Source organism: Photobacterium leiognathi (assembly GCF_030685535.1).
Taxonomy (GTDB): domain Bacteria; phylum Pseudomonadota; class Gammaproteobacteria; order Enterobacterales; family Vibrionaceae; genus Photobacterium; species Photobacterium leiognathi.
This window is the reverse complement of sequence record NZ_CP131601.1, coordinates 692,833-713,209: the sequence shown is the minus strand read 5'-3', so window position 1 is coordinate 713,209 and position 20,377 is coordinate 692,833. Positions and strand designations below refer to the sequence as shown.

The following is a 20,377-nucleotide window of genomic DNA, read 5'->3' as shown; positions in this document are numbered from 1 at the left end:
AATGAAATCAACACTACGAGCGAAGAGTTAGAGATGGCGAAGAAACTGCTGATCAAAACCTGGGGCTGCCAGATGAACGAATACGATTCATCTAAAATGGCAGATCTTCTTAATGCAGCTAATGGCTTTGAGTTAACGGAAATCCCAGAAGAAGCAGATGTTCTGCTACTTAACACCTGCTCGATCCGTGAAAAGGCACAAGAGAAAGTTTTCCACCAATTAGGTCGTTGGAAAACATTAAAAGATAAGAAGCCGGATCTTGTGATCGGTGTCGGTGGTTGTGTAGCAACCCAAGAAGGCGATTCTATTCGTCAACGTGCACCTTACGTTGATGTGATTTTTGGTCCACAGACTCTACACCGCCTACCAGAAATGATTAAACAGTCGCAATCTGACGATGCGCCTGTTATGGATATCTCATTCCCTGAAATTGAGAAATTTGACAGCCTACCAGAACCACGTGCAGAAGGCGCAACAGCGTTCGTTTCTATCATGGAAGGTTGTTCTAAATACTGTACTTACTGTGTAGTTCCATACACACGTGGTGAAGAAGTTAGCCGTCCACTTGATGACGTACTATTTGAAATTGCCCAACTTGCAGAGCAAGGTGTACGTGAAGTTAACCTACTAGGTCAAAACGTAAACGCATACCGTGGCGCAATGCACGATGGTGAAATCGCATCATTTGCTGAACTGCTACGTCTTGTTGCTGCTATCGATGGTATTGACCGTATTCGTTACACAACAAGCCACCCTATCGAGTTCACTGATGACATCATCGAAGTGTACAAAGATACGCCAGAGCTTGTAAGCTTCTTACACTTACCTGTACAAAGTGGTTCGGATCGCATCCTAACTATGATGAAGCGTCCACACACGGCTATCGAGTACAAATCTAAAATCCGTAAACTACGTCAAGCACGTCCTGATATTACTATCAGCTCTGACTTTATCGTGGCATTCCCTGGCGAAACCGATCAGGACTTCCAAGATACAATGAAGCTGATCCGTGACGTTGATTTTGACATGAGCTTTAGCTTCATTTTCTCTGCGCGCCCTGGTACGCCAGCAGCGGATTACCCATGTGATCTTACAGAAGAAGTGAAAAAAGAACGCTTGTACGAACTACAACAACAGATCAATACTCAAGCTATGCGTTACTCACGCCAAATGCTAGGTACTGAACAACGTATCCTTGTAGAAGGTCCATCGAAGAAGAACGTAATGGAACTTCGTGGTCGTACTGAGAACAACCGAGTTGTTAACTTCGAAGGTTCTGCTGATTTAATTGGTCAATTCGTAGACGTGAAGATCACTGACGTATTTACTAACTCACTACGCGGTGAGCTAGTACGTACAGAAGCTGAAATGAATCTTCGTGTTGCGATGACTCCAGCAGAAATGATGGCGAAGACTCGTAAAGAAGATGAATTGGGTGTAGGCGTTTATACTCCATAGTAAATCGTAATCGCTTTATTGAAGCATTACGTATTACTAGAGTACGTCTTCTGCCCTATGTATATGGCCGCCACTCGGCGGCCTAAATGAGAGGCAAACCTTGAGCAAAATAATTACTGTAGAATTTACCCTGGAACCTGCCGATAACCAGCGCCTTTCCAGCCTCTGTGGCCCTTTCGACGACAATATCAAACAATTAGAACGCCGTTTGGGTGTTGAGATCAATCACCGTAGCAATAACTTTAGCGTTGTGGGTAAACCACATACTGCCGAAGCTGCTACCAATATCATTAAAGATCTCTACGTTGATACCGCCCCTGTGCGTAATAACATTCCTGATATCGAACCGGATCAAATCCACCTTGCGATCAAAGAATCTGGCGTATTAGAGCAAACAACAGAATCTTCTATCCCATACGGTAAAGAAATTCACATCAAAACTAAAAAAGGTGTGATTAAGCCACGTACACCAAACCAAGCACAATACATTGCTAACATGGTGACGCATGATATTACCTTTGGTATTGGTCCTGCTTGTACGGGTAAAACCTACCTTGCCGTTGCTGCGGCGGTCGATGCATTAGAGCGTCAAGAGATCCGACGTATTCTATTAACGCGTCCAGCGGTTGAAGCTGGTGAGAAATTAGGTTTTCTACCAGGCGATTTAAGCCAGAAGGTCGATCCTTACCTTCGACCACTCTACGATGCACTATTTGAAATGTTAGGCTTCGAGCGAGTAGAAAAATTAATTGAACGAAATGTGATTGAAGTTGCCCCATTAGCATATATGCGTGGACGTACCCTTAATGATGCATTTATCATCCTAGATGAGAGCCAAAACACCACGGTTGAACAGATGAAAATGTTCCTAACCCGTATTGGTTTTAACTCATGTGCAGTGATCACCTATGACGTTACCCAGATCGACTTACCACGTGGGGCTCGTTCAGGTCTACGCCATGCGATTGAAGTATTATCTGATGTTGATGAAATCAGCTTTAACTTCTTCCAAGCCGATGACGTTGTTCGCCATCCCGTTGTTGCTCGTATTGTGCAAGCGTACGAAACATGGGAAAGCGAAGATCAGAAGCAACGCAAACTTGCAGAACAACGCCGTCGCGCTGAGCAAGATGCGAAAGAAGCCGCGTTAGTTGCTGTTGCAGCAGCGGCAAAAGTAGAATCAGAAAAGAGTAACTAATGGCTATTTACCTTGATTTACAATACGCCACTGAAAGCCAAGATGGACTGCCAACTGAAGCAGAATTCCAACAGTGGTTAGATGCAGCCGTTACCCCTTTTCAAGCTGATGCTGAAGTCACTATCCGCTTAGTGGATGAAGCTGACAGCCATGAGCTTAACCTTGAATACCGTGGTAAAGATCGTCCAACCAACGTGTTATCTTTTCCATTTGAAGCGCCTCCGGGCATTGAATTGGAACTGTTAGGCGACTTAATTATTTGCCGACAAGTGGTAGAAAAAGAAGCACTTGAGCAGAATAAGCCGCTAACAGCACATTGGGCACATATGGTTGTACATGGCAGTCTTCATCTGCTAGGTTATGATCATATTGAAGATGATGAAGCTGAACAAATGGAAGGTTTAGAAACAGAAATCATGCAAAACATGGGCTTTGTTGATCCTTACATCTCTGAAAAGCAATAATATTTAATACCGCGATTCATCATGTGATGGATCGCATTTCCGTGGCATCGTCCACTTAGCTGACAAGCTATTTGCTGAAAGTAAATAATGAACGAAGATAACCCCCAAACATCTGAAGGTCCGAGTAGAAAGTCCTTCTTTGAACGTATTGACCAACTGTTTCAAGGTGAACCACAAAACCGTGAAGACTTGGTTGAAGTTTTTCGAGATTCAGAAGAAAACGATCTGATCGACCACGACACTCGCGACATGCTCGAAGGTGTAATGGAAATTTCTGAAATGCGTGTACGTGATATTATGATCCCACGTTCACAAATGATCACGATTGAGCGTTCTCAGAAGTTAGAAGATCTGATTGATTTAATTGTTGAAGCCCAACACTCTCGTTACCCAGTGATCAGTGATGACAAAGACCACGTTGAAGGCATTTTGCTAGCCAAAGATCTTCTCCGTTATCTGCTTCCTGATAGCGAACCTTTTGATATGGACAAAGTGCTACGCCCTGCCGTTGTTGTGCCGGAAAGTAAGCGCGTTGACCGTCTATTAAAAGAATTCCGCGAAGAGCGCTACCACATGGCGATTGTGGTTGATGAGTTTGGTGGTGTTTCCGGTGTTATCACCATTGAAGATATCCTTGAACAAATCGTTGGTGAAATCGAAGATGAATTCGACGACGAAGAAGAGCAAGATATCCGTCAGTTAAGTAAACACACTTATGCGGTAAAAGCACTGACAACCATTGAAGATTTCAATGAACTCTTCCAAACCTCATTCTGCGACGAAGAAGTCGATACCGTTGGCGGACTTGTGATGATGAGTTTTGGTCACCTACCAACCCGAGGTGAAGTTGTTGAAGTTGATGGTTACTCGTTTAAAGTGACTTCTGCCGATAACCGTCGTGTTATCCAGTTACAAGTAACGGTTCCTGACGAAGCATTTCAACCGACTATTACTTCTTAAATAATGACAAAAAAATCATTACTAACGTTGGGACAGCTGCTCGCAGCGGTCCCAGCGGGTGCCATTGCTACCCTTTCTTTTGCACCTTATAACTATTGGCTACTTGCGCCATTATCTCTCATTGCCTTTTTCTTCTTACTCCAGCATAAAACGGCTAAACGCTCTGCTCTGATCGGTTTCCTTTACGGTTTAGGCATGTTTGGTACTGGTATTAGCTGGGTACACGTTAGTATTGATAACTTTGGTGGTATGCCAAAGATCGCTAGCGTATTCTTGATGAGCCTATTAATTGGCTATCTTGCACTTTATCCCGCGCTTTTCGGTTACCTATACAATCGTATTAACCGTCATCGTCCTTTCCACCAGCTACTACTTACAGGTCCTGTGATCTGGTTAATCCTAGATTGGATCCGTGGCTGGTTATTTACTGGCTTTCCTTGGCTATGGATGGGTTATAGCCAAATTGATAGCCCTCTTGCGTCTATTGCACCTATCTTTGGTGTCGAAGGTATTACGCTTGCATTAGTGCTGAACTCTGGTGCCATTGTTGCTGCAATTAGTTACCGTAATTGGAAACCATTATTAATCCCTGTTGTGATCATTGGTCTATCATTCTGGGCTGGTAAAGCACAGTGGGTGAAACCTGATCCGAAAAACAGTGTTACGGTGGCATTAATTCAGGGCAACATCCCGCAAGAAAAGAAATGGGATCCGAATGAGCGCTGGCCGACCTTGATGAAATACATGGATCTGACCCGTGAAAACTGGGGTTCTGATCTGATCATCTTACCAGAAGCGGCAATTCCTGCTTTAGAAGCCCACATTCCTGTGTTCTTACAAGGATTAGATGATGCAGCCCGCGCTAATAACAGCACAGTGATCACTCAGTATTCTTGATCAGAAACCAGATGGTCAGTTCTTCAATAACATCTTAACCTTAGGTGTAGATGCTGACGGCCCGTATAACTACGACACAGCGACACGATACAGTAAGCATCACCTGCTACCTTTTGGTGAGTTCGTGCCATTTGGTGATTTACTTCGCCCTATTGCACCATTGTTTAACTTACCAATGTCGTCATTTAGCCGTGGTGCGTACGTACAGCCAAACATTCAAGCACATGGTTACTCTATTGCACCAGCACTTTGTTATGAAGTGGCATTTAGTGAGCAAATGCGTGAAAACATCACTAATCACACAGAAATGTTACTGACTTTATCGAATGATGCGTGGTTTGGTCGCTCTATTGGTCCTTTCCAGCATATGGAAATCGCTCAGATGCGCGCCCTAGAGCTTGGAAAACCACTATTGCGTGCAACCAACACAGGGATTACCGCTGTTGTTAATCACGAAGGTCATATCACCAAAAAGTTACCGCAGTTTGTAACTGGTGTTCTAAAAGCAACAGTGATCCCAACAATTGGGATGACGCCATACACCACCCTTGGTAGTTTACCACTGTACTTCTATAGCTTATGGGCATTTGCCTTATCGTGGATTCTGATCCGTCGACAACGCGGACATTTCCGTGACACTCGAGAATTAGAAACCGAGTAAAGTGAATAAAAAGGTGAAGATTTAAGCTTCACCTTTTTTTTAATCACATGGTATGTTGGTTGAATAAATAACCAAATACTTATAAACACCACATACAAAGAACCTATGATTCGCAAGGCTCTCCCCCAAAGCCTTACGTAACCTGCAAGGATCGGATTAATGAAAACGATACATAAACTATTTATTACCTTATGTACCTGTATCATGATGCTGAGCTCGACGTCAGCACTAGCACAAGATAGTGATACACAAAAAGCACTCGACTTGTTCTATCAGTCACCACAAACTCAGCCATTCTTTAAAAGCGCTTATGGTTATGTCGTTTTCCCTTCAGTTGGTAAAGGCGGTTTTTGGGTCGGTGGTGCTTACGGCAATGGTGTTGTCTTTAAAGCGAACCAAGCAACTGGCTTTGCTAAACTATTCCAAGTATCTATTGGCTTACAATTTGGTGGACAGGCTTACAGTGAGATCTTGTTCTTCCAAGACAAGCGCGCGTATGACAATTTTGTTAGCGGTAGCTTCGAGCTAGATGCTCAAGCATCAGCTGTCGCCTTAGATGAAGGCGCCTCGGCAAAAGCAGGTACAGCTGGCGCAGGTGCAGGCTCTAACGGTGAATACGCAACACGCAGCTACATTAATGGCGTTGCTATCTTCACTAAAGCCAAAGGTGGTGCCATGATTGAAGCATCACTAGCTGGTCAAAAGTTCACTTTCGAGCCAATGACAGAAGCGACACGTAATGTGAAAGGCTACGACAAGATGGTACCTCAAGGGCTACAGAAACCTGCTCAAGAAGCAAAAACTGTAAAGCCAGCTGAAACCATTAAAACGCCAGCAGAAGAAAATGCAGTGGTTGTTGAAACTTTAGAGCGTCCTGACGACATCTAATCAAACCTAAACGCTATATATAAAAAACGCAGCTCTCGGGCTGCGTTTTTCTTATCGACTAAAACGAACTGTTTACGGCTCAAGCGGCTGACGGCTAAATTCTTTACAGCCACATTTAATACATGGCTCAATACGAGTCACATGTGTAATGGTCTGTTGATGACCGCATTTCTCACAAACTAAATGTCCAAGCCCTACTAACTCGCCTGAGTGATACACCCCTTTGTGTTTAATATCATCCATTACTTCTAGCCACTCTAATTGTGTCTTATCCGTGATTTCAGCAAGGTGCTGCCAAATGGTTTCACTTACTAACTTATAGAATGGGCTTTCTTTGAAAGGCTCTGGGCTGTTTTTCGCTTCTTCACTGAAGGTTTTTAGATCACTTTTTAAATACGCTTCAATTAATGCAAGCTCATCTTTGGTCATATCGCTGGCGGCTTTACCATACAGTTCAGTCGTCTCAATAAACTTCTTAAGCTCTTGTGGGCTATTTTTTAATGTCTCGGTGACTTTTTCTAATAGCGCTTCGTAATGTGCTTTTTGTTGAGTCATGATGTTTCTCCTTAGCCTATATTGACTAAAAGCGTGCTGAAATACCGCCAAATACAAGATTAAAGGTATCGAATTGCCTTCAGCTATTGTTGACACCTTTACCTTTGGTTATTCTATGCCGATTCATTTGAATGTGTTTATATCAAACTCACACTATTCCGGATGCCATCGATGCAAGAACAATATCGTCCACAGGACATTGAACAGAAAGTTCAAGAACATTGGGACAACAAAAAAACCTTTGTTGTTAGTGAAGACCCTAATAAAGAAAAATTCTACTGTCTCTCCATGTTCCCGTACCCAAGTGGTCGACTGCACATGGGTCACGTGCGTAACTACACTATCGGTGATGTTATCTCTCGCTACCAGCGCTTACAAGGTAAAAATGTAATGCAGCCAATCGGCTGGGATGCATTTGGTTTACCGACTGAAAATGCGGCAGTGAAAAATAAGACGGCACCTGCGCCATGGACTTACGAAAACATCGAGTACATGAAGAACCAACTTAAGCTATTAGGCTTTGGTTACGATTGGAACCGTGAGTTCGCAACATGTACGCCAGAATACTACCGTTGGGAGCAAGAGTTCTTCACTAAGCTTTACAACAAAGGTCTTGTTTACAAGAAGACTTCATCTGTTAACTGGTGTCCAAACGACCAAACTGTACTTGCTAACGAGCAGGTTGAAGATGGTTGCTGTTGGCGTTGTGACACACCAGTTGAGCAAAAAGAGATCCCACAATGGTTCATTAAGATCACTGAGTACGCACAAGAGCTACTTGACGATCTTGATCAACTAGACGGTTGGCCTGAAATGGTAAAAACCATGCAGCGCAACTGGATTGGTCGCTCTGAAGGTGTTGAACTAACATTCAAAGTTAAAGACAACGACGATCTAGAAGTTTACACAACACGCCCTGACACACTAATGGGTGTGACATTCGTAAGCATCGCAGCAGGTCACCCTCTTGCAGCAAAAGCAGCTGAGAATAATCCAGCACTTGCAGATTTCATTCACGAATGCCGTAACAACAAGGTTGCAGAAGCTGATCTTGCAACCATGGAAAAGAAAGGCATGGATACTGGCCTAACCGCTATCCATCCACTAGATGGTCGTGAAGTACCTGTATACGTAGCAAACTTCGTACTGATGGATTACGGCACAGGTGCAGTAATGGCAGTACCTGCGCACGATCAACGTGACTTCGAGTTTGCGACTAAGTACAACATCGACATCATGGCAGTTATCAAGCCAGAAGATGGTAGCGAGCTAGATATCGCTGAAGCGGCATACACTGAAAAAGGTGTCCTGTTTAATTCAGGTGAGTTCGATGGACTAAACTTCCAACAAGCATTTGATGCCATTGCAGCAAAACTTGAAGCTGAAGGTAAAGGTAAGAAGACAGTTAACTTCCGTCTACGTGACTGGGGTGTATCTCGTCAACGTTACTGGGGCGCACCAATCCCAATGGTAACCACTGAAGATGGTGAAGTTCACCCAGTACCAGCAGATCAACTACCAGTGATTCTGCCAGAAGACGTGGTAATGGATGGCGTGACTAGCCCAATCAAAGCTGATAAAGAGTGGGCGAAAACTACCTTTAACGGCGAGCCAGCACTACGTGAAACAGACACGTTTGATACCTTCATGGAATCTTCTTGGTACTACGCACGTTACTGTTCACCACAAGCTGACGACATCCTAGATCCAGAAAAAGCGAACTACTGGCTACCTGTAGACCAATACATTGGTGGTATTGAGCACGCATGTATGCACCTACTGTACTCTCGCTTCTTCCATAAACTACTACGTGATGCTGGCTACGTAACATCTGACGAGCCGTTCAAGCAACTACTATGTCAAGGTATGGTTCTTGCTGACGCATTCTTCTACGCCACTGATAAAGGTGGTAAAGAATGGGTTGCACCAACTGACGTAACTGTTGAACGTGACGGTAAAGGTCGCATCACTTCAGCTGTTGATACTGATGGCCGTAACGTTGAACACTCAGGCATGATCAAAATGTCTAAGTCTAAGAACAACGGTATCGACCCTCAAGAGATGGTAGACAAGTACGGTGCTGACACAGTACGTCTATTCATGATGTTTGCATCACCTGCTGACATGACACTTGAATGGCAAGAGTCTGGCGTTGAAGGTGCTAACCGTTTCCTTAAGCGTGTTTGGAAACTAGTCCGTGAACACACTGAGAAAGGCGCAGCAGAAGCAGTTGATGCAGCAGCACTAACTGCAGATCAAAAAGCACTTCGTCGTGATATTCACAAAACTATTGCAAAAGTAAGTGATGATATCGGTCGTCGTCAGACATTTAACACTGCGATTGCTGCTATCATGGAGCTAATGAACAAGCTTGCTAAGGCACCTCAAGAGTCTGTACAAGATCGTGCAATTCTTGATGAAGCGCTAAAAGCGATTGTTGCAATGCTTTACCCAATCACTCCACATATCTGTTTTGAAATGTGGACTGCACTGGGCGAAACAGACATTGATAATGCACAATTTCCACAAGCTGACGAAAAAGCATTAGTGGAAGATGAGAAACTGATCATCGTTCAAGTTAACGGTAAACTACGTGCAAAACTGACTGTTGCAGCTGACGCAACCAAAGAGCAAGTAGAAGAGCTAGGCTTAAATGATGAGAACGTGACTAAGTTCACTGATGGCTTAACGATTCGTAAAGTGATCTACGTTCCTGGTAAGCTACTAAACATCGTAGCGAACTAATCAAGGTTACTTTTCTTTGTTAGCTCGTCTAACATAGCAATAAGCTCAAGATCCCCGCTTCTGCGGGGATCTTTATAATTACAGTCATACTTTTACTTGTTGCGCTTTGCGCACTGCTTTTTACTTCAAGGAGCTGACTTTCGTGAAAAGTTTTTTCTCGGCAAACCGCCTTACTCGACTACTTATCATCACTCTTCTCGCGCTTACAACAGCTTCTTGTGGCTTCCACCTTCGTGGTAATTACATGCTGCCAGACGGCATTGCTAAACTGTCATTAACCAGCTTTGACCCATACGGCCAAATGACGCGTATGGTGCGATACCAATTTAAATTGCATGGCATTAGCGAAGTTGCACCGGCAAAAGACGTACCGAATCTAAACATTAATAGTGAGTCTCAAGGTGAGCGTACTTTATCGATTTATCAAAATAATGGTAAAGCGGAATACGATTTAACCCTAACGGTTAACTACTCGGTGACTATCCCAAATCAAGGTCAACAGACTTACACTACTAAAGTCACCCGTACTTTCCTTGATAACCCATTAACGGCGCTAGCGAAATCTGTAGAACAAGATGAGTTAGTAAACGTGATGCGTGAGCAAGCTGCACAACAAATCATGCGTAAGCTTGCACGTCTAACTGCTGTATTTAAGAAAATTGAAGAAGATAAGCTCGACTCTCAACTTAAAGAGATCCTAAACGAAGAAGATAAACAAGAATCTTCAGATGACACAGGCAAAACAACAATCACAACTTTGCCGACTAATGCATCAGAAACTCAGCACAGCAGCCATAACGCACAATGAGAGTTTACCCAGAACAACTGACGCAGCAACTTGATAAAGGGCTGCGTCAGGCCTACCTATTATTTGGTAATGAACCACTACTCAAACAAGAGTGTGGCGATAGCATCAAACAACTTGCCCAACAGCAAGGTTTTCTTGAACGCCACCACTTCACCATTGATAACCAGCTAGATTGGAACCTTGTGCTCGACTGCTGCCAAGCCATGAGCCTATTTTCAGCCCAGCAAATCATTGAGCTAGACGTGCCTGACACTGGCTTAAATGCCAATCAAGCTAAAGCCTTGTTAGAGGTTATTGAACATTTAAACCCTGATATTTTATTAGTGCTTACTGGGCCTTATTTAAATAAGAAACAAGAAGCAACCAAATGGTTTAAAGCGCTTGATGCCATTGGGTTATATGTGCCATGTAATACGCCTGATGCCAAACAAATGCCGCGCTTTATTCAAGCCCGCTGTCGATTATTAGGATTAAAACCTGATCATGAATCGGTACAAATGCTGGCACAATGGCACGAAGGTAATTTGTTAGCGTTAGCACAAAGCTTACATAAGTTGGTTTTGCTCTACCCTGATGGTGAGCTGAATATTGTTCGCTTGCAAGAAGCACTCAGTCGCCACAATCACTACACCCCATTTCAGCTTGTCGATGCCGTATTGGCAGGCCAAGCCAAACGTAGCCAGCGGGTATTGCGTCAGCTACAAGGAGAAGGAGTTGAGGCGACAATCTTGTTACGCACCTTGCAACGTGAACTAACCCAACTCTACAAAATGCAGGAAATGGGTAAAAAAGGGACCCCGCTTAATATTATTTTCGAGCAATTTCGGGTGTGGCAAAACCGCCGTGAAATGTATATCGGTGCGCTGCATCGTCTACCACTGACACGACTTGTCGGCATTATTCGCCAGCTCACCCAATTAGAGCTACAAGTGAAAACCGACTACGACACCAATCCATGGCCTGCGTTAAGTGCGCTATGTGCTGAAATCTGTGGTTTCGATACCCACTTACACTACGCATAACCCTCGCATCTCAACGGTCATCAGTCATTGTTGACCGTTTTTTCCTAAATCTCCCCTTAAGCGGTCGAAAAATCATCGTCTGAACCTTGTCCTTTTATCGCTGTCAGATAAGAGCATGGTATACTGCCGACCTTATTGCGGTCGGAAAACTTTTTACACCTCTAATCCAGTAGTAAAATAGAACGTAACGACTACACATTTTTAACGCTTATTGAGGGAATCCCTTTGCAAGTTCAAGAACTACACGATTTCATTGTTGATAAAATTGACGATCTTAAAGCACAAGACATCGTAACTATTGATGTACAAGGTAAATCAAGCATCACTGATGTAATGGTGATCTGTACTGGTACTTCAAACCGTCACGTTTGCTCTATCGCTGATCACGTTAACAAAGAATCAAAGTTAATTGACTTCCCTCCTTTTGGTATCAGCGGCGAAGACGATGGTGAGTGGGTTATCGTTGACATGGGCAACGTGATGCTACACATCATGCAAGAAGACGCACGCCAAATGTACCAACTGGAGAAGCTTTGGAGCTAAGAGAGTCATGAAGCTTCAATTAATCGCAGTCGGCACTAAAATGCCAAAATGGGTTGAGGAAGGTTATAAAGAATATAGCCGTCGCTTCCCTAAAGATATGCCGTTGGAACTGATTGAAATTCCAGCGGGTAAGCGCGGTAAGAACGCTGATATTGCACGTATTCTTCAAAAAGAAGGTGAAGCAATGTTAGCAGCCGTTGCTAAGGGTAACCGTATCGTTACTTTAGATATTCCAGGTAAACGCTGGGATACCGAGCAACTAGCAGGTCAACTAGAAGCTTGGAAACTGGATGGTCGCGATGTGTCAATTCTAATTGGCGGACCTGAAGGTCTTGCACCGGCTTGTAAAGCAGCCGCAGAACAAAGCTGGTCACTATCACCATTAACACTACCGCACCCGTTAGTGCGCGTTGTGATGGCTGAGAGTTTATACCGTGCATGGAGCATCACGGCTAACCATCCGTACCACAGGGAATAACCATAGATGAGACAAAAGCGAACCCAGATCCGCGACCATCGCGCTGAGTCGGCGCTATTTTTCCGTCGAGCTCTTGTCTCATTCATTGGAATTATTGTCTTGGTCAGCGTTTTATTGTTCAACCTATTCAACATTCAGGTTGAACAACACCAAGACTATAAAACCCGTTCCAATGATAACCGGATCAAAATTGTCCCAGTATCCCCAAACCGCGGTCTTATCTATGATCGTAACGGCATACTGCTAGCTGAAAACCGCCCTATTTATAATCTCGAAGTCACCATCGAAAAAGTGCCCGATATGGAGCAAACCTACACAGCACTAAAATCTGTGTTGGGATTAACCGATGAAGACATCGAACGATTCAAAAAAGAACGTCGTCGTACCCGTCGTTTTAAATCTGTGCCGATCCTTGAAGGCTTAAATGAACAGCAAGTGGCATTATTTGCTGTTAATCAGCATCGTTTCCCTGGGGTTGAAGTAAAAGCTTACCTTAAACGCTACTACCCATATGGCGACTCTCTTACTCATGTGCTGGGTTATGTCGCTAAAATTAACGATCGTGATCTTAAAAAGCTCGATCAAGATGGAAAGCTTAGTAACTATAAAGCCACTCGTGATATCGGCAAGCTGGGTATTGAGCGCTACTACGAAGATCTATTACACGGTACTTCTGGCTATCAAGAAGTGGAAGTGAATAGCCGTGGTCGCATTATTCGCACCTTAAAATACGTACCGCCAATTCCGGGTAAAGATATCAAACTGAATATCGATCTCGGGCTGCAGCTCTATGTGAAAGAGCTATTAACTGAACGTAAGTTAGATCCAGAAACGGGCGAAGAAATCATTAAACACAAACGTGGCTCTGTCGTTGTTCTCGATCCAAAAGACGATGCGATTTTAGCCATGGTATCGAGCCCAAGTTACGATCCAAACTTATTCGTAAGAGGGATCTCAGGCAAAAATTACCGTGAGTTACTAAATAACCCAGATCGTCCATTGGTTAACCGTGTCACACTGGGTATTTACCCGCCAGCATCAACAGTTAAACCAATGATTGCTGTCGCCGCGTTAACTGAAGGTGTGGTAACGCCAAAAACGACTCGTAACGATCCTGGTTGGTGGCAAATTCCTAATTCAACCAGTCGTAAATTCCGTGATTGGCTTCGTTGGGGACACGGCCCAGTGAATATATACAAAGCGATTGAAGAGTCAGTGGATACTTACTTTTATCAAGTCGCCTATGACATGGGCATCGATCGTCTATCAACTTGGATGAACCGTTTTGGCTACGGCGAATACACAGGTATCGATATTCACGAAGAAAGTAAAGCCAATATGCCGACTCGTGATTGGAAACAAGCTCGTCATAAACGTCCTTGGTATCAAGGCGATACGATTCCTGTGGGTATCGGACAAGGTTATTGGACAGCCACACCACTACAAATAGCCAAAGCGACATCTGTACTGGTTAATAACGGTGTCGTCCATCGTCCACACCTATTAAAAGATATTGTTGATGAAGAAGTAGAAAAACCTGCTGAATTTAAAGACTTTCCACCTATTTCGGAAGTCTCACCAGAGACATGGGAAATCGCTCGTGAAGGCATGCACCGAGTACTATATGGTACCCGTGGTACTGCACGTAAAGCGTTTTACAATACGCCTTATGAAGCCGATGGTAAATCAGGTTCAGCACAGGTATTTGGCCTTGCTGAAAACCAAAAATATAATGCGGATGAGCTAGAAGAACGCCTACGTGACCACGCTTTATTTACCGCATTTGCACCATTTGATAAACCTGAAGTGGTGGTCTCTATGGTGTTAGAAAATGCTTGTGGTGGTTCGAGTAATGGTGGTCCAATTGCACGAAAAATTTTCGACCATATGCTTATCAAACCGAACCCTGAGAGTAAATCTGAGTCCAACTCAGCACTTACTGCAACAGAAACAACAGAGGTACAACAATGAGTATTATGGCGGCAATCGGTAACAAGCGAACACTAAGTGAACGCTTACATATCGATGTGCCACTATTACTAGGGATCTTAACCCTGATGGGGTTTGCCCTGATCATCATGTGGAGCGCAAGTGGTCAAAACGTTGCCATGATGGAACGTCAAGCCATGCGCATGTTGATGTCACTTGGCATCATGGTACTGCTGGCACAAATCGCCCCACGCCATTACGAAACTTGGGCTCCTTACCTCTTTGGTGTTGGCTTACTGTTATTATTCAGTGTATTAGCGTTTGGAGAGGTATCAAAAGGTGCTCAACGTTGGCTAAATTTAGGTTTTGTTCGCTTTCAGCCATCAGAACTATTGAAACTCGCTGTACCTTTGATGGTGGCAAGATTCATTGGTAATCGTCCACTACCGCCATCAATGCGAAATATCATCGTCGCATTAGTGTTGATATTCACACCGACGATATTAATCGCCAAACAACCGGACTTAGGTACCTCAATTTTGGTAGCAGCATCCGGCATTTTTGTTCTGTTTCTGTCAGGAATTAGCTGGAGACTGATTATCGGCGCTTTAGTATTACTCGGAGCCTTTATTCCTGTGTTATGGTTCTTCCTCATGCACGACTACCAGCGTACGCGCGTCATGACTTTGTTTAATCCAGAGTCTGATCCACTGGGTGCGGGATACCATATTATTCAATCAAAAATCGCTATTGGCTCTGGTGGCATTAGTGGTAAAGGTTGGCTTCACGGTACTCAATCTCAGCTTGAATTCGTTCCTGAGCGACATACGGACTTCATTTTTGCGGTGATTGCAGAAGAATGGGGCTTAACCGGTGTGATTGGTTTATTAACAATTTATCTCTTTATCTTAGGTCGAGGATTATTGTTAGCAAGCCGCGCTCAAACTGCATTCGGGCGCATGATGGCTGGCAGTATTGTATTAAGTTTCTTTGTTTATGTATTTGTAAATATCGGTATGGTAAGTGGCATTCTGCCTGTTGTGGGCGTTCCATTACCTCTAGTGAGCTATGGCGGTACATCCATGATGACCCTCTTAGCAGGCTTCGGTATTTTGATGTCTATCCACACTCACAGAAAAATGTTGTCTAAGGCGACCTAAATGCGTTCACTTTTTTTATTGTTTTTTGTTCTACTTGCAGGATGTAGCTCCTCGCCTGATAAACCTCAACAGCCAGAGACAAAAACAGAACACGCCACTCCAGGCTTATTATTTAAACCGAATACTCCAACGAATGATGATCCCAATGCTGGACGTTATTCATTAAAAGATGACCGAGCACCGACTGTAGTACCTGATTTTTCAAAAGTACCACCTGTAGTGCCGCACTATGAACCATACAGCCGAGGCGGTAACAAAGATTACACTCTACGTGGTAAGCGCTACCACATTATAAAAAACACCAAAGGTTACACTGAAACTGGTTATGCCTCTTGGTACGGTGAGAAATTCCACGGTCATAAAACCTCTAACGGTGAAACATACAATATGTTCGCCATGACAGCAGCACACAAGACGTTGCCGTTACCGAGTTTTGTACGTGTAACCAATACCCGTAATGGTAAATCAACCATCGTACGTGTTAACGATCGAGGTCCATTCCATGATGGTCGTATCATCGATTTAAGTATGGCTGCAGCGGCAAAAATCGGGGTAATTAGCCTTGGAACGGCACCAGTAAAAATTGAAGTGATTAATGTACCTAAGCCTTCGAGCAAAGAAGCGATGAAGAATTCACCCATTCCTCATCACTACTTCGTTCAGTTAGCGGCAGTAAATAGTTTGGCGAAAGCCGAAGACATGCGTAAAGCGCTTAAGCGTCAATACAATACAAATGTAGATATTGAGCAAGTGGATAATCGCACAGTCTACCGTGTACGTTTAGGTCCTTTCATGGATCATAACGATGCAGAAAGACAACTAAGTAAAGCGAAAGCACACCACTATCCAAAAGCCTTTATCATCACAGCTAACAGATAATATGAACCTAATTTTAATTTAGGAATCATAACTACGCTTGTATGTTCAGGATTAAAAAGCCAGAACATACAAGCTGATTTTTGTTCACTACAACGAGTTAAACACCCGCATTTGCACGGATTACGTCCGCTTAATGTCAATAAATGAGGATCTTCCTTCATTCCACTGATAGCTAGGGTGTTATCTGCTATAGTGAGCGCCATTTCTTGTCTTAGATAAACTAAAGTTATAATAACCATGAAGAAAACAGCTGCGCTTTTCCGTTCTGTAGCCATTTCTGCCACTTTGCTGGCTTCAGCTACTGTTGCTGCATCACCAGCAGTCGTACCTGAAGCTCCACAAATCGCGGCAAAAGGCTATATCCTTGTAGACTATAACTCAGGCAAAATCCTTGCAGGTCATAATGAGTATGAAAAGCTAGCGCCTGCTAGTTTGACTAAAATGATGACCAGTTATGTTATCGGTCAAGAAATCAAAAATGGCAACATCTCACCAGACGACACGGTTGTTGTGAGCAAGAATGCATGGGCGAAAAACTTCCCTGGCTCATCAAAAATGTTCCTTGAAGTGGGTAAAACAGTCAAAGTTAGCGATCTAAACCGCGGTATCATTGTTGATTCTGGTAACGATGCGTGTGTTGCGATGGCTGAGCACATTGCGGGCTCTCAAGAATCATTCGTTGATCTCATGAATGGTTGGGCGAAGAATCTTGGCATGAAGTCTACACACTTTGCTAACGTTCACGGTTTAGACCGCCCAGACCTATACACAACACCATACGATCTATCTATTCTGGCTCGTCACCTGATCAGTGATTTACCGAATGAATTTAAGATCTACAGTGAGAAATCATTCACATACAACGGCATCACTCAATACAACCGTAACGGTCTACTTTGGGATAAGAGCATGCACGTTGATGGTCTAAAAACAGGCCACACAGATAACGCAGGTTACAGTCTTGTAAGTACTGCTACTGAAGGCAACATGCGCCTTGTTGCGGTTGTAATGGGTACTGCAAGCAAGAATGCTCGCCTAGCTGAAAGCAAGAAGCTATTAAACTTCGGTTTCCGCTTCTACGAAACACTGTCACCAAATAAGAAAGATCAAACCATCGAAACTGAAAAAGTATGGATGGGTGATACTGACACAGTAAACTTAGGTGTGGCTGAAAATACTTACGTAACGCTACCACGTAGCCAAGCAAAAGATTTAAAAGCAAGCTTCGTGCTAACGAAAGAGCTAAAAGCGCCTATCATCAAAGGTGAAGAAGTAGGTACTTTAACTTACAGCTTAGGTGATAAAGAGGTAGCACAATACCCACTTGTTGCGCTAAACGATGTAAAAGAAGGTAGCCTATTTAGCCGTATGGTTGATTACGTAATGATGCTAGTGCAAAACTGGTTCAAGTAAAACGTAACTAATTACCCCCAAATCGTAAAGGGAAGCTTCGGCTTCCCTTTTGTTTTCATTACCAAATACAAACATTGCTTTTCCAAAGCCCTACAGACAGCATCCACTACTTGTTTTACACCGAATGACACATTAAGATGCCTGCCTTACACTTATATAGCGGTGTTGAAAGACAACATTGAAAGCGAACCTTGGAGTTCTATATGCAAGAACAAGAGCAACCAAAACTAAAAGATCTACTTGAATTCCCTTGTAGCTTTACCTACAAGGTAATGGGTGAAAACAAACCTGAACTTGCAGATCGTGTTGTAGAAGTAGTCCAACGCCATGCGCCTGGCGATTACACCCCTAAAGTTACCCCAAGTAGCAAAGGGACTTACAGCGCCGTTTCAATCAATATCACAGCGACAAGCATTGAGCAGGTTGAAACGTTATACAAAGAGTTAGGCGATATCGATATCGTTCGCGTTGTACTATAAGCAACGGCATCAGGCGGCGCATGACGTCGCCTGTTATTTCCCTTCATCACGCTTCTTATAATTCCCACTTATTATCCATAACTCCTTCATCACTCGTTAACAATACATCTGCACCAAGTTTAGGTATAATGCTCAGACCTAGCCTTCTTTATGATTGGCATCTTCATTAATATCTGGGTAGTAAATTGCACAAAGCACTTATTATTAAAAACCTTGGTCGTCGTGATTACCAAACGACGTTCGATGCCATGCATGACTTCACCAATAACCGTACTGAAGACACAGCAGATGAAATTTGGCTAGTTGAACATTCACCTGTATTTACCCAAGGACAGGCAGGCAAAGTCGAGCACCTGCTCAACACAGGAGATATCCCAGTTGTTCAGAGCGATCGTGGCGGTCAAGTGACTTACCATGGTCCAGGTCAACAAGTGGCTTATATCTTGATCGACTTACGCCGTAAAAAAATCGGTGTGCGTGATTTAGTCACACACATTGAAAATACGGTAATCAATACCTTATCCCACTTTGGGATTCGCTCTAACGCTCGCCCTGATGCCCCTGGTGTGTATGTTAATAATCAAAAAATATGCTCACTTGGCCTACGGATCAGACGTGGGTGCTCTTTTCACGGTCTGGCACTCAATATAAATATGGACTTGGCGCCTTTCCTTCGCATTAACCCATGCGGTTATGCAGGAATGGAGATGACGCAAACGGCGTTACTCAATGGCCCAACTGAACTGACGGAAGTTCAGCCTGTACTCGTTGAAGAATTAACTAAATTACTCGATTATCCGAAAGTCGAGTGGATGACGGAAAGCAATCAACCATGAGTAAACCAATTAAAATTGAACAAGGCGTCAAATATCGCGATGCCGACAAAATGGCTTTGATCCCTGTTCGTAATGTTGCGGATGAAGAAACGCCAAAAGAAGTGTTACGTAAACCTGAATGGATGAAGATTAAATTACCGTCTGACAGCCAACGTATTCAGGAAATTAAATCTGCACTGCGTAAAAACAAACTTCACTCTGTGTGTGAAGAAGCCTCTTGCCCAAATTTAGCAGAATGTTTTAACCACGGTACAGCAACCTTTATGATCCTAGGTGCTATCTGTACGCGTCGTTGTCCATTCTGTGATGTTGCCCATGGTCGTCCACTACCACCTAATGCTGAAGAGCCAGCGCACCTTGCACAAACTATTGCTGACATGAAACTACGCTACGTAGTCGTGACATCTGTTGACCGTGATGACTTACGTGACGGTGGTGCGCAACACTTTGTTGATTGTATTAATGAAATCCGCGCAAAAAGCCCAGAAATTCATATTGAAACATTAGTACCTGATTTCCGTGGTCGTATGGATCGTGCATTAGATATCTTCCGTGATACGGCACCTAACGTGTTCAACCACAACCTTGAAACAGCGCCACGCTTATACCGTAAAGCGCGTCCGGGTGCTAACTACCAATGGTCTTTAGATCTGCTGAAGAAATTTAAAGAGCTTCACCCAAATGTTCCTACTAAGTCAGGTTTGATGATGGGTTTAGGCGAAACCAAAGAAGAGATCATTGAAGTATTAAAAGATCTACGTGCTCATGGTGTAACCATGCTAACACTGGGTCAATACTTAGCACCAAGCCGCCACCACTTACCGGTTGAGCGTTATGTGCCGCCTGAAGAATTTGATGAGCTAAAACAAATCGCACTTGATCTTGGCTTTACTCATGCTGCTTGTGGTCCATTTGTACGTTCGTCGTACCATGCCGATCTTCAAGCCCAAGGTGTAGAAATTAAGTAATCAATAGCACTTAATTACAGCTAACCAAAAATACAG

The 20,377-nt window shown here is 43.6% G+C and carries 18 protein-coding genes and 1 pseudogene; 18 read left to right on the top strand and 1 reads right to left on the bottom strand.

The genetic code is table 11. From position 1 onward, the window contains the following. Positions 1–33: 33 nt before the first annotated feature. The 6 genes and pseudogenes from miaB (at position 34) to Q7674_RS10325 (ending at position 6,526) form a co-directional block, all read left to right on the top strand. Positions 34–1,458: a tRNA (N6-isopentenyl adenosine(37)-C2)-methylthiotransferase MiaB gene (gene miaB, locus Q7674_RS10350; RefSeq protein ID WP_045065028.1), complete on the top strand. Its 1,425-nt coding sequence runs from the start codon at positions 34–36 to the stop codon at positions 1,456–1,458. A gap of 100 nt (positions 1,459–1,558) precedes the next feature. Further along, positions 1,559–2,656, top strand: coding sequence for a PhoH family protein (locus Q7674_RS10345; RefSeq protein ID WP_305423692.1), 1,098 nt, complete (start codon positions 1,559–1,561; stop codon positions 2,654–2,656). After that, a complete protein-coding gene (gene ybeY, locus Q7674_RS10340; protein ID WP_045065025.1) occupies positions 2,656–3,120 on the top strand; it encodes an rRNA maturation RNase YbeY in 465 nt (154 codons plus the stop codon). Before Q7674_RS10345 ends, ybeY begins: the two co-directional genes overlap by 1 nt. An 87-nt stretch (positions 3,121–3,207) precedes the next feature. Continuing rightward, complete coding sequence (gene corC, locus Q7674_RS10335; RefSeq protein WP_305423691.1) at positions 3,208–4,080, top strand: CNNM family magnesium/cobalt transport protein CorC; 873 nt, start codon at positions 3,208–3,210, stop codon at positions 4,078–4,080. Positions 4,081–4,083: 3 nt separating this feature from the next. Beyond that, positions 4,084–5,638, top strand: a pseudogene (lnt, locus tag Q7674_RS10330) (apolipoprotein N-acyltransferase). Between the two features lie 159 nt (positions 5,639–5,797). Next, positions 5,798–6,526, top strand: a complete 729-nt coding sequence (locus Q7674_RS10325) for a lipid-binding SYLF domain-containing protein (RefSeq protein WP_045065022.1) — start codon at positions 5,798–5,800, stop codon at positions 6,524–6,526. A gap of 72 nt (positions 6,527–6,598) precedes the next feature. Here Q7674_RS10325 and Q7674_RS10320 read toward each other — a convergent pair whose 3' ends face one another. Further along, entirely contained in the window at positions 6,599–7,081 is a 483-nt protein-coding gene (locus tag Q7674_RS10320; protein ID WP_008986298.1) for a zinc ribbon-containing protein, read from the bottom strand. A 171-nt stretch (positions 7,082–7,252) separates the two neighbouring features. Here Q7674_RS10320 and leuS point away from each other — a divergent pair, with 171 nt between their 5' ends. The 12 genes from leuS to lipA all read left to right on the top strand — a co-directional run bounded on the left by leuS (position 7,253) and on the right by lipA (position 20,341). Continuing rightward, complete coding sequence (gene leuS, locus Q7674_RS10315; RefSeq protein WP_305423690.1) at positions 7,253–9,826, top strand: leucine--tRNA ligase; 2,574 nt, start codon at positions 7,253–7,255, stop codon at positions 9,824–9,826. 142 nt (positions 9,827–9,968) lie between these two features. Continuing rightward, a complete protein-coding gene (locus tag Q7674_RS10310) occupies positions 9,969–10,634 on the top strand; it encodes an LPS-assembly lipoprotein LptE (protein ID WP_045065018.1) in 666 nt (221 codons plus the stop codon). Then, complete coding sequence (gene holA, locus Q7674_RS10305; RefSeq protein ID WP_023933314.1) at positions 10,631–11,656, top strand: DNA polymerase III subunit delta; 1,026 nt, start codon at positions 10,631–10,633, stop codon at positions 11,654–11,656. The genes Q7674_RS10310 and holA overlap by 4 nt, the downstream gene beginning before the upstream one ends. Positions 11,657–11,881: 225 nt before the next feature. Beyond that, complete coding sequence (gene rsfS, locus Q7674_RS10300) at positions 11,882–12,199, top strand: ribosome silencing factor (RefSeq protein ID WP_023933315.1); 318 nt, start codon at positions 11,882–11,884, stop codon at positions 12,197–12,199. Positions 12,200–12,206: 7 nt separating this feature from the next. Beyond that, complete coding sequence (rlmH, locus tag Q7674_RS10295; protein WP_008986293.1) at positions 12,207–12,677, top strand: 23S rRNA (pseudouridine(1915)-N(3))-methyltransferase RlmH; 471 nt, start codon at positions 12,207–12,209, stop codon at positions 12,675–12,677. Between the two features lie 6 nt (positions 12,678–12,683). Continuing rightward, positions 12,684–14,648 (top strand): penicillin-binding protein 2, encoded by a 1,965-nt coding sequence (gene mrdA, locus Q7674_RS10290; protein WP_305423689.1) that lies wholly within the window; start codon positions 12,684–12,686, stop codon positions 14,646–14,648. Further along, entirely contained in the window at positions 14,645–15,766 is a 1,122-nt protein-coding gene (gene mrdB, locus Q7674_RS10285) for a peptidoglycan glycosyltransferase MrdB (RefSeq protein ID WP_305423687.1), read from the top strand. Before mrdA ends, mrdB begins: the two co-directional genes overlap by 4 nt. Continuing rightward, positions 15,767–16,645 (top strand): septal ring lytic transglycosylase RlpA family protein, encoded by an 879-nt coding sequence (locus Q7674_RS10280; RefSeq protein WP_045065013.1) that lies wholly within the window; start codon positions 15,767–15,769, stop codon positions 16,643–16,645. A gap of 237 nt (positions 16,646–16,882) precedes the next feature. Continuing rightward, positions 16,883–18,058, top strand: coding sequence for a serine hydrolase (locus tag Q7674_RS10275; RefSeq protein WP_045065009.1), 1,176 nt, complete (start codon positions 16,883–16,885; stop codon positions 18,056–18,058). Between the two features lie 203 nt (positions 18,059–18,261). Further along, on the top strand, positions 18,262–18,537 hold the full coding sequence (ybeD, locus tag Q7674_RS10270; protein ID WP_008986288.1) for a DUF493 family protein YbeD: 276 nt from the start codon (positions 18,262–18,264) through the stop codon (positions 18,535–18,537). 185 nt (positions 18,538–18,722) lie between these two features. Beyond that, entirely contained in the window at positions 18,723–19,373 is a 651-nt protein-coding gene (lipB, locus tag Q7674_RS10265; RefSeq protein ID WP_008986287.1) for a lipoyl(octanoyl) transferase LipB, read from the top strand. Continuing rightward, on the top strand, positions 19,370–20,341 hold the full coding sequence (lipA, locus tag Q7674_RS10260; RefSeq protein ID WP_008986286.1) for a lipoyl synthase: 972 nt from the start codon (positions 19,370–19,372) through the stop codon (positions 20,339–20,341). The genes lipB and lipA overlap by 4 nt, the downstream gene beginning before the upstream one ends. The last annotated feature ends 36 nt before the right edge of the window (positions 20,342–20,377 follow it).

Excerpts from the sequence above, each read along its gene's own strand:
- ybeD (WP_008986288.1), top strand. The coding sequence starts at position 18,262 with ATGCAAGAACAAGAGCAACCAAAACTAAAAGATCTACTTGAATTCCCT.
- Q7674_RS10325 (WP_045065022.1), top strand. The coding sequence starts at position 5,798 with ATGAAAACGATACATAAACTATTTATTACCTTATGTACCTGTATCATG.
- mrdA (WP_305423689.1), top strand. The coding sequence starts at position 12,684 with ATGAGACAAAAGCGAACCCAGATCCGCGACCATCGCGCTGAGTCGGCG.
- corC (WP_305423691.1), top strand. The coding sequence starts at position 3,208 with ATGAACGAAGATAACCCCCAAACATCTGAAGGTCCGAGTAGAAAGTCC.
- lipA (WP_008986286.1), top strand. The coding sequence starts at position 19,370 with ATGAGTAAACCAATTAAAATTGAACAAGGCGTCAAATATCGCGATGCC.
- mrdB (WP_305423687.1), top strand. The coding sequence starts at position 14,645 with ATGAGTATTATGGCGGCAATCGGTAACAAGCGAACACTAAGTGAACGC.
- Q7674_RS10275 (WP_045065009.1), top strand. The coding sequence starts at position 16,883 with ATGAAGAAAACAGCTGCGCTTTTCCGTTCTGTAGCCATTTCTGCCACT.
- rlmH (WP_008986293.1), top strand. The coding sequence starts at position 12,207 with ATGAAGCTTCAATTAATCGCAGTCGGCACTAAAATGCCAAAATGGGTT.
- ybeY (WP_045065025.1), top strand. The coding sequence starts at position 2,656 with ATGGCTATTTACCTTGATTTACAATACGCCACTGAAAGCCAAGATGGA.
- Q7674_RS10320 (WP_008986298.1), bottom strand. The coding sequence starts at position 7,081 with ATGACTCAACAAAAAGCACATTACGAAGCGCTATTAGAAAAAGTCACC.
- Q7674_RS10280 (WP_045065013.1), top strand. The coding sequence starts at position 15,767 with ATGCGTTCACTTTTTTTATTGTTTTTTGTTCTACTTGCAGGATGTAGC.
- miaB (WP_045065028.1), top strand. The coding sequence starts at position 34 with ATGGCGAAGAAACTGCTGATCAAAACCTGGGGCTGCCAGATGAACGAA.
- leuS (WP_305423690.1), top strand. The coding sequence starts at position 7,253 with ATGCAAGAACAATATCGTCCACAGGACATTGAACAGAAAGTTCAAGAA.
- holA (WP_023933314.1), top strand. The coding sequence starts at position 10,631 with ATGAGAGTTTACCCAGAACAACTGACGCAGCAACTTGATAAAGGGCTG.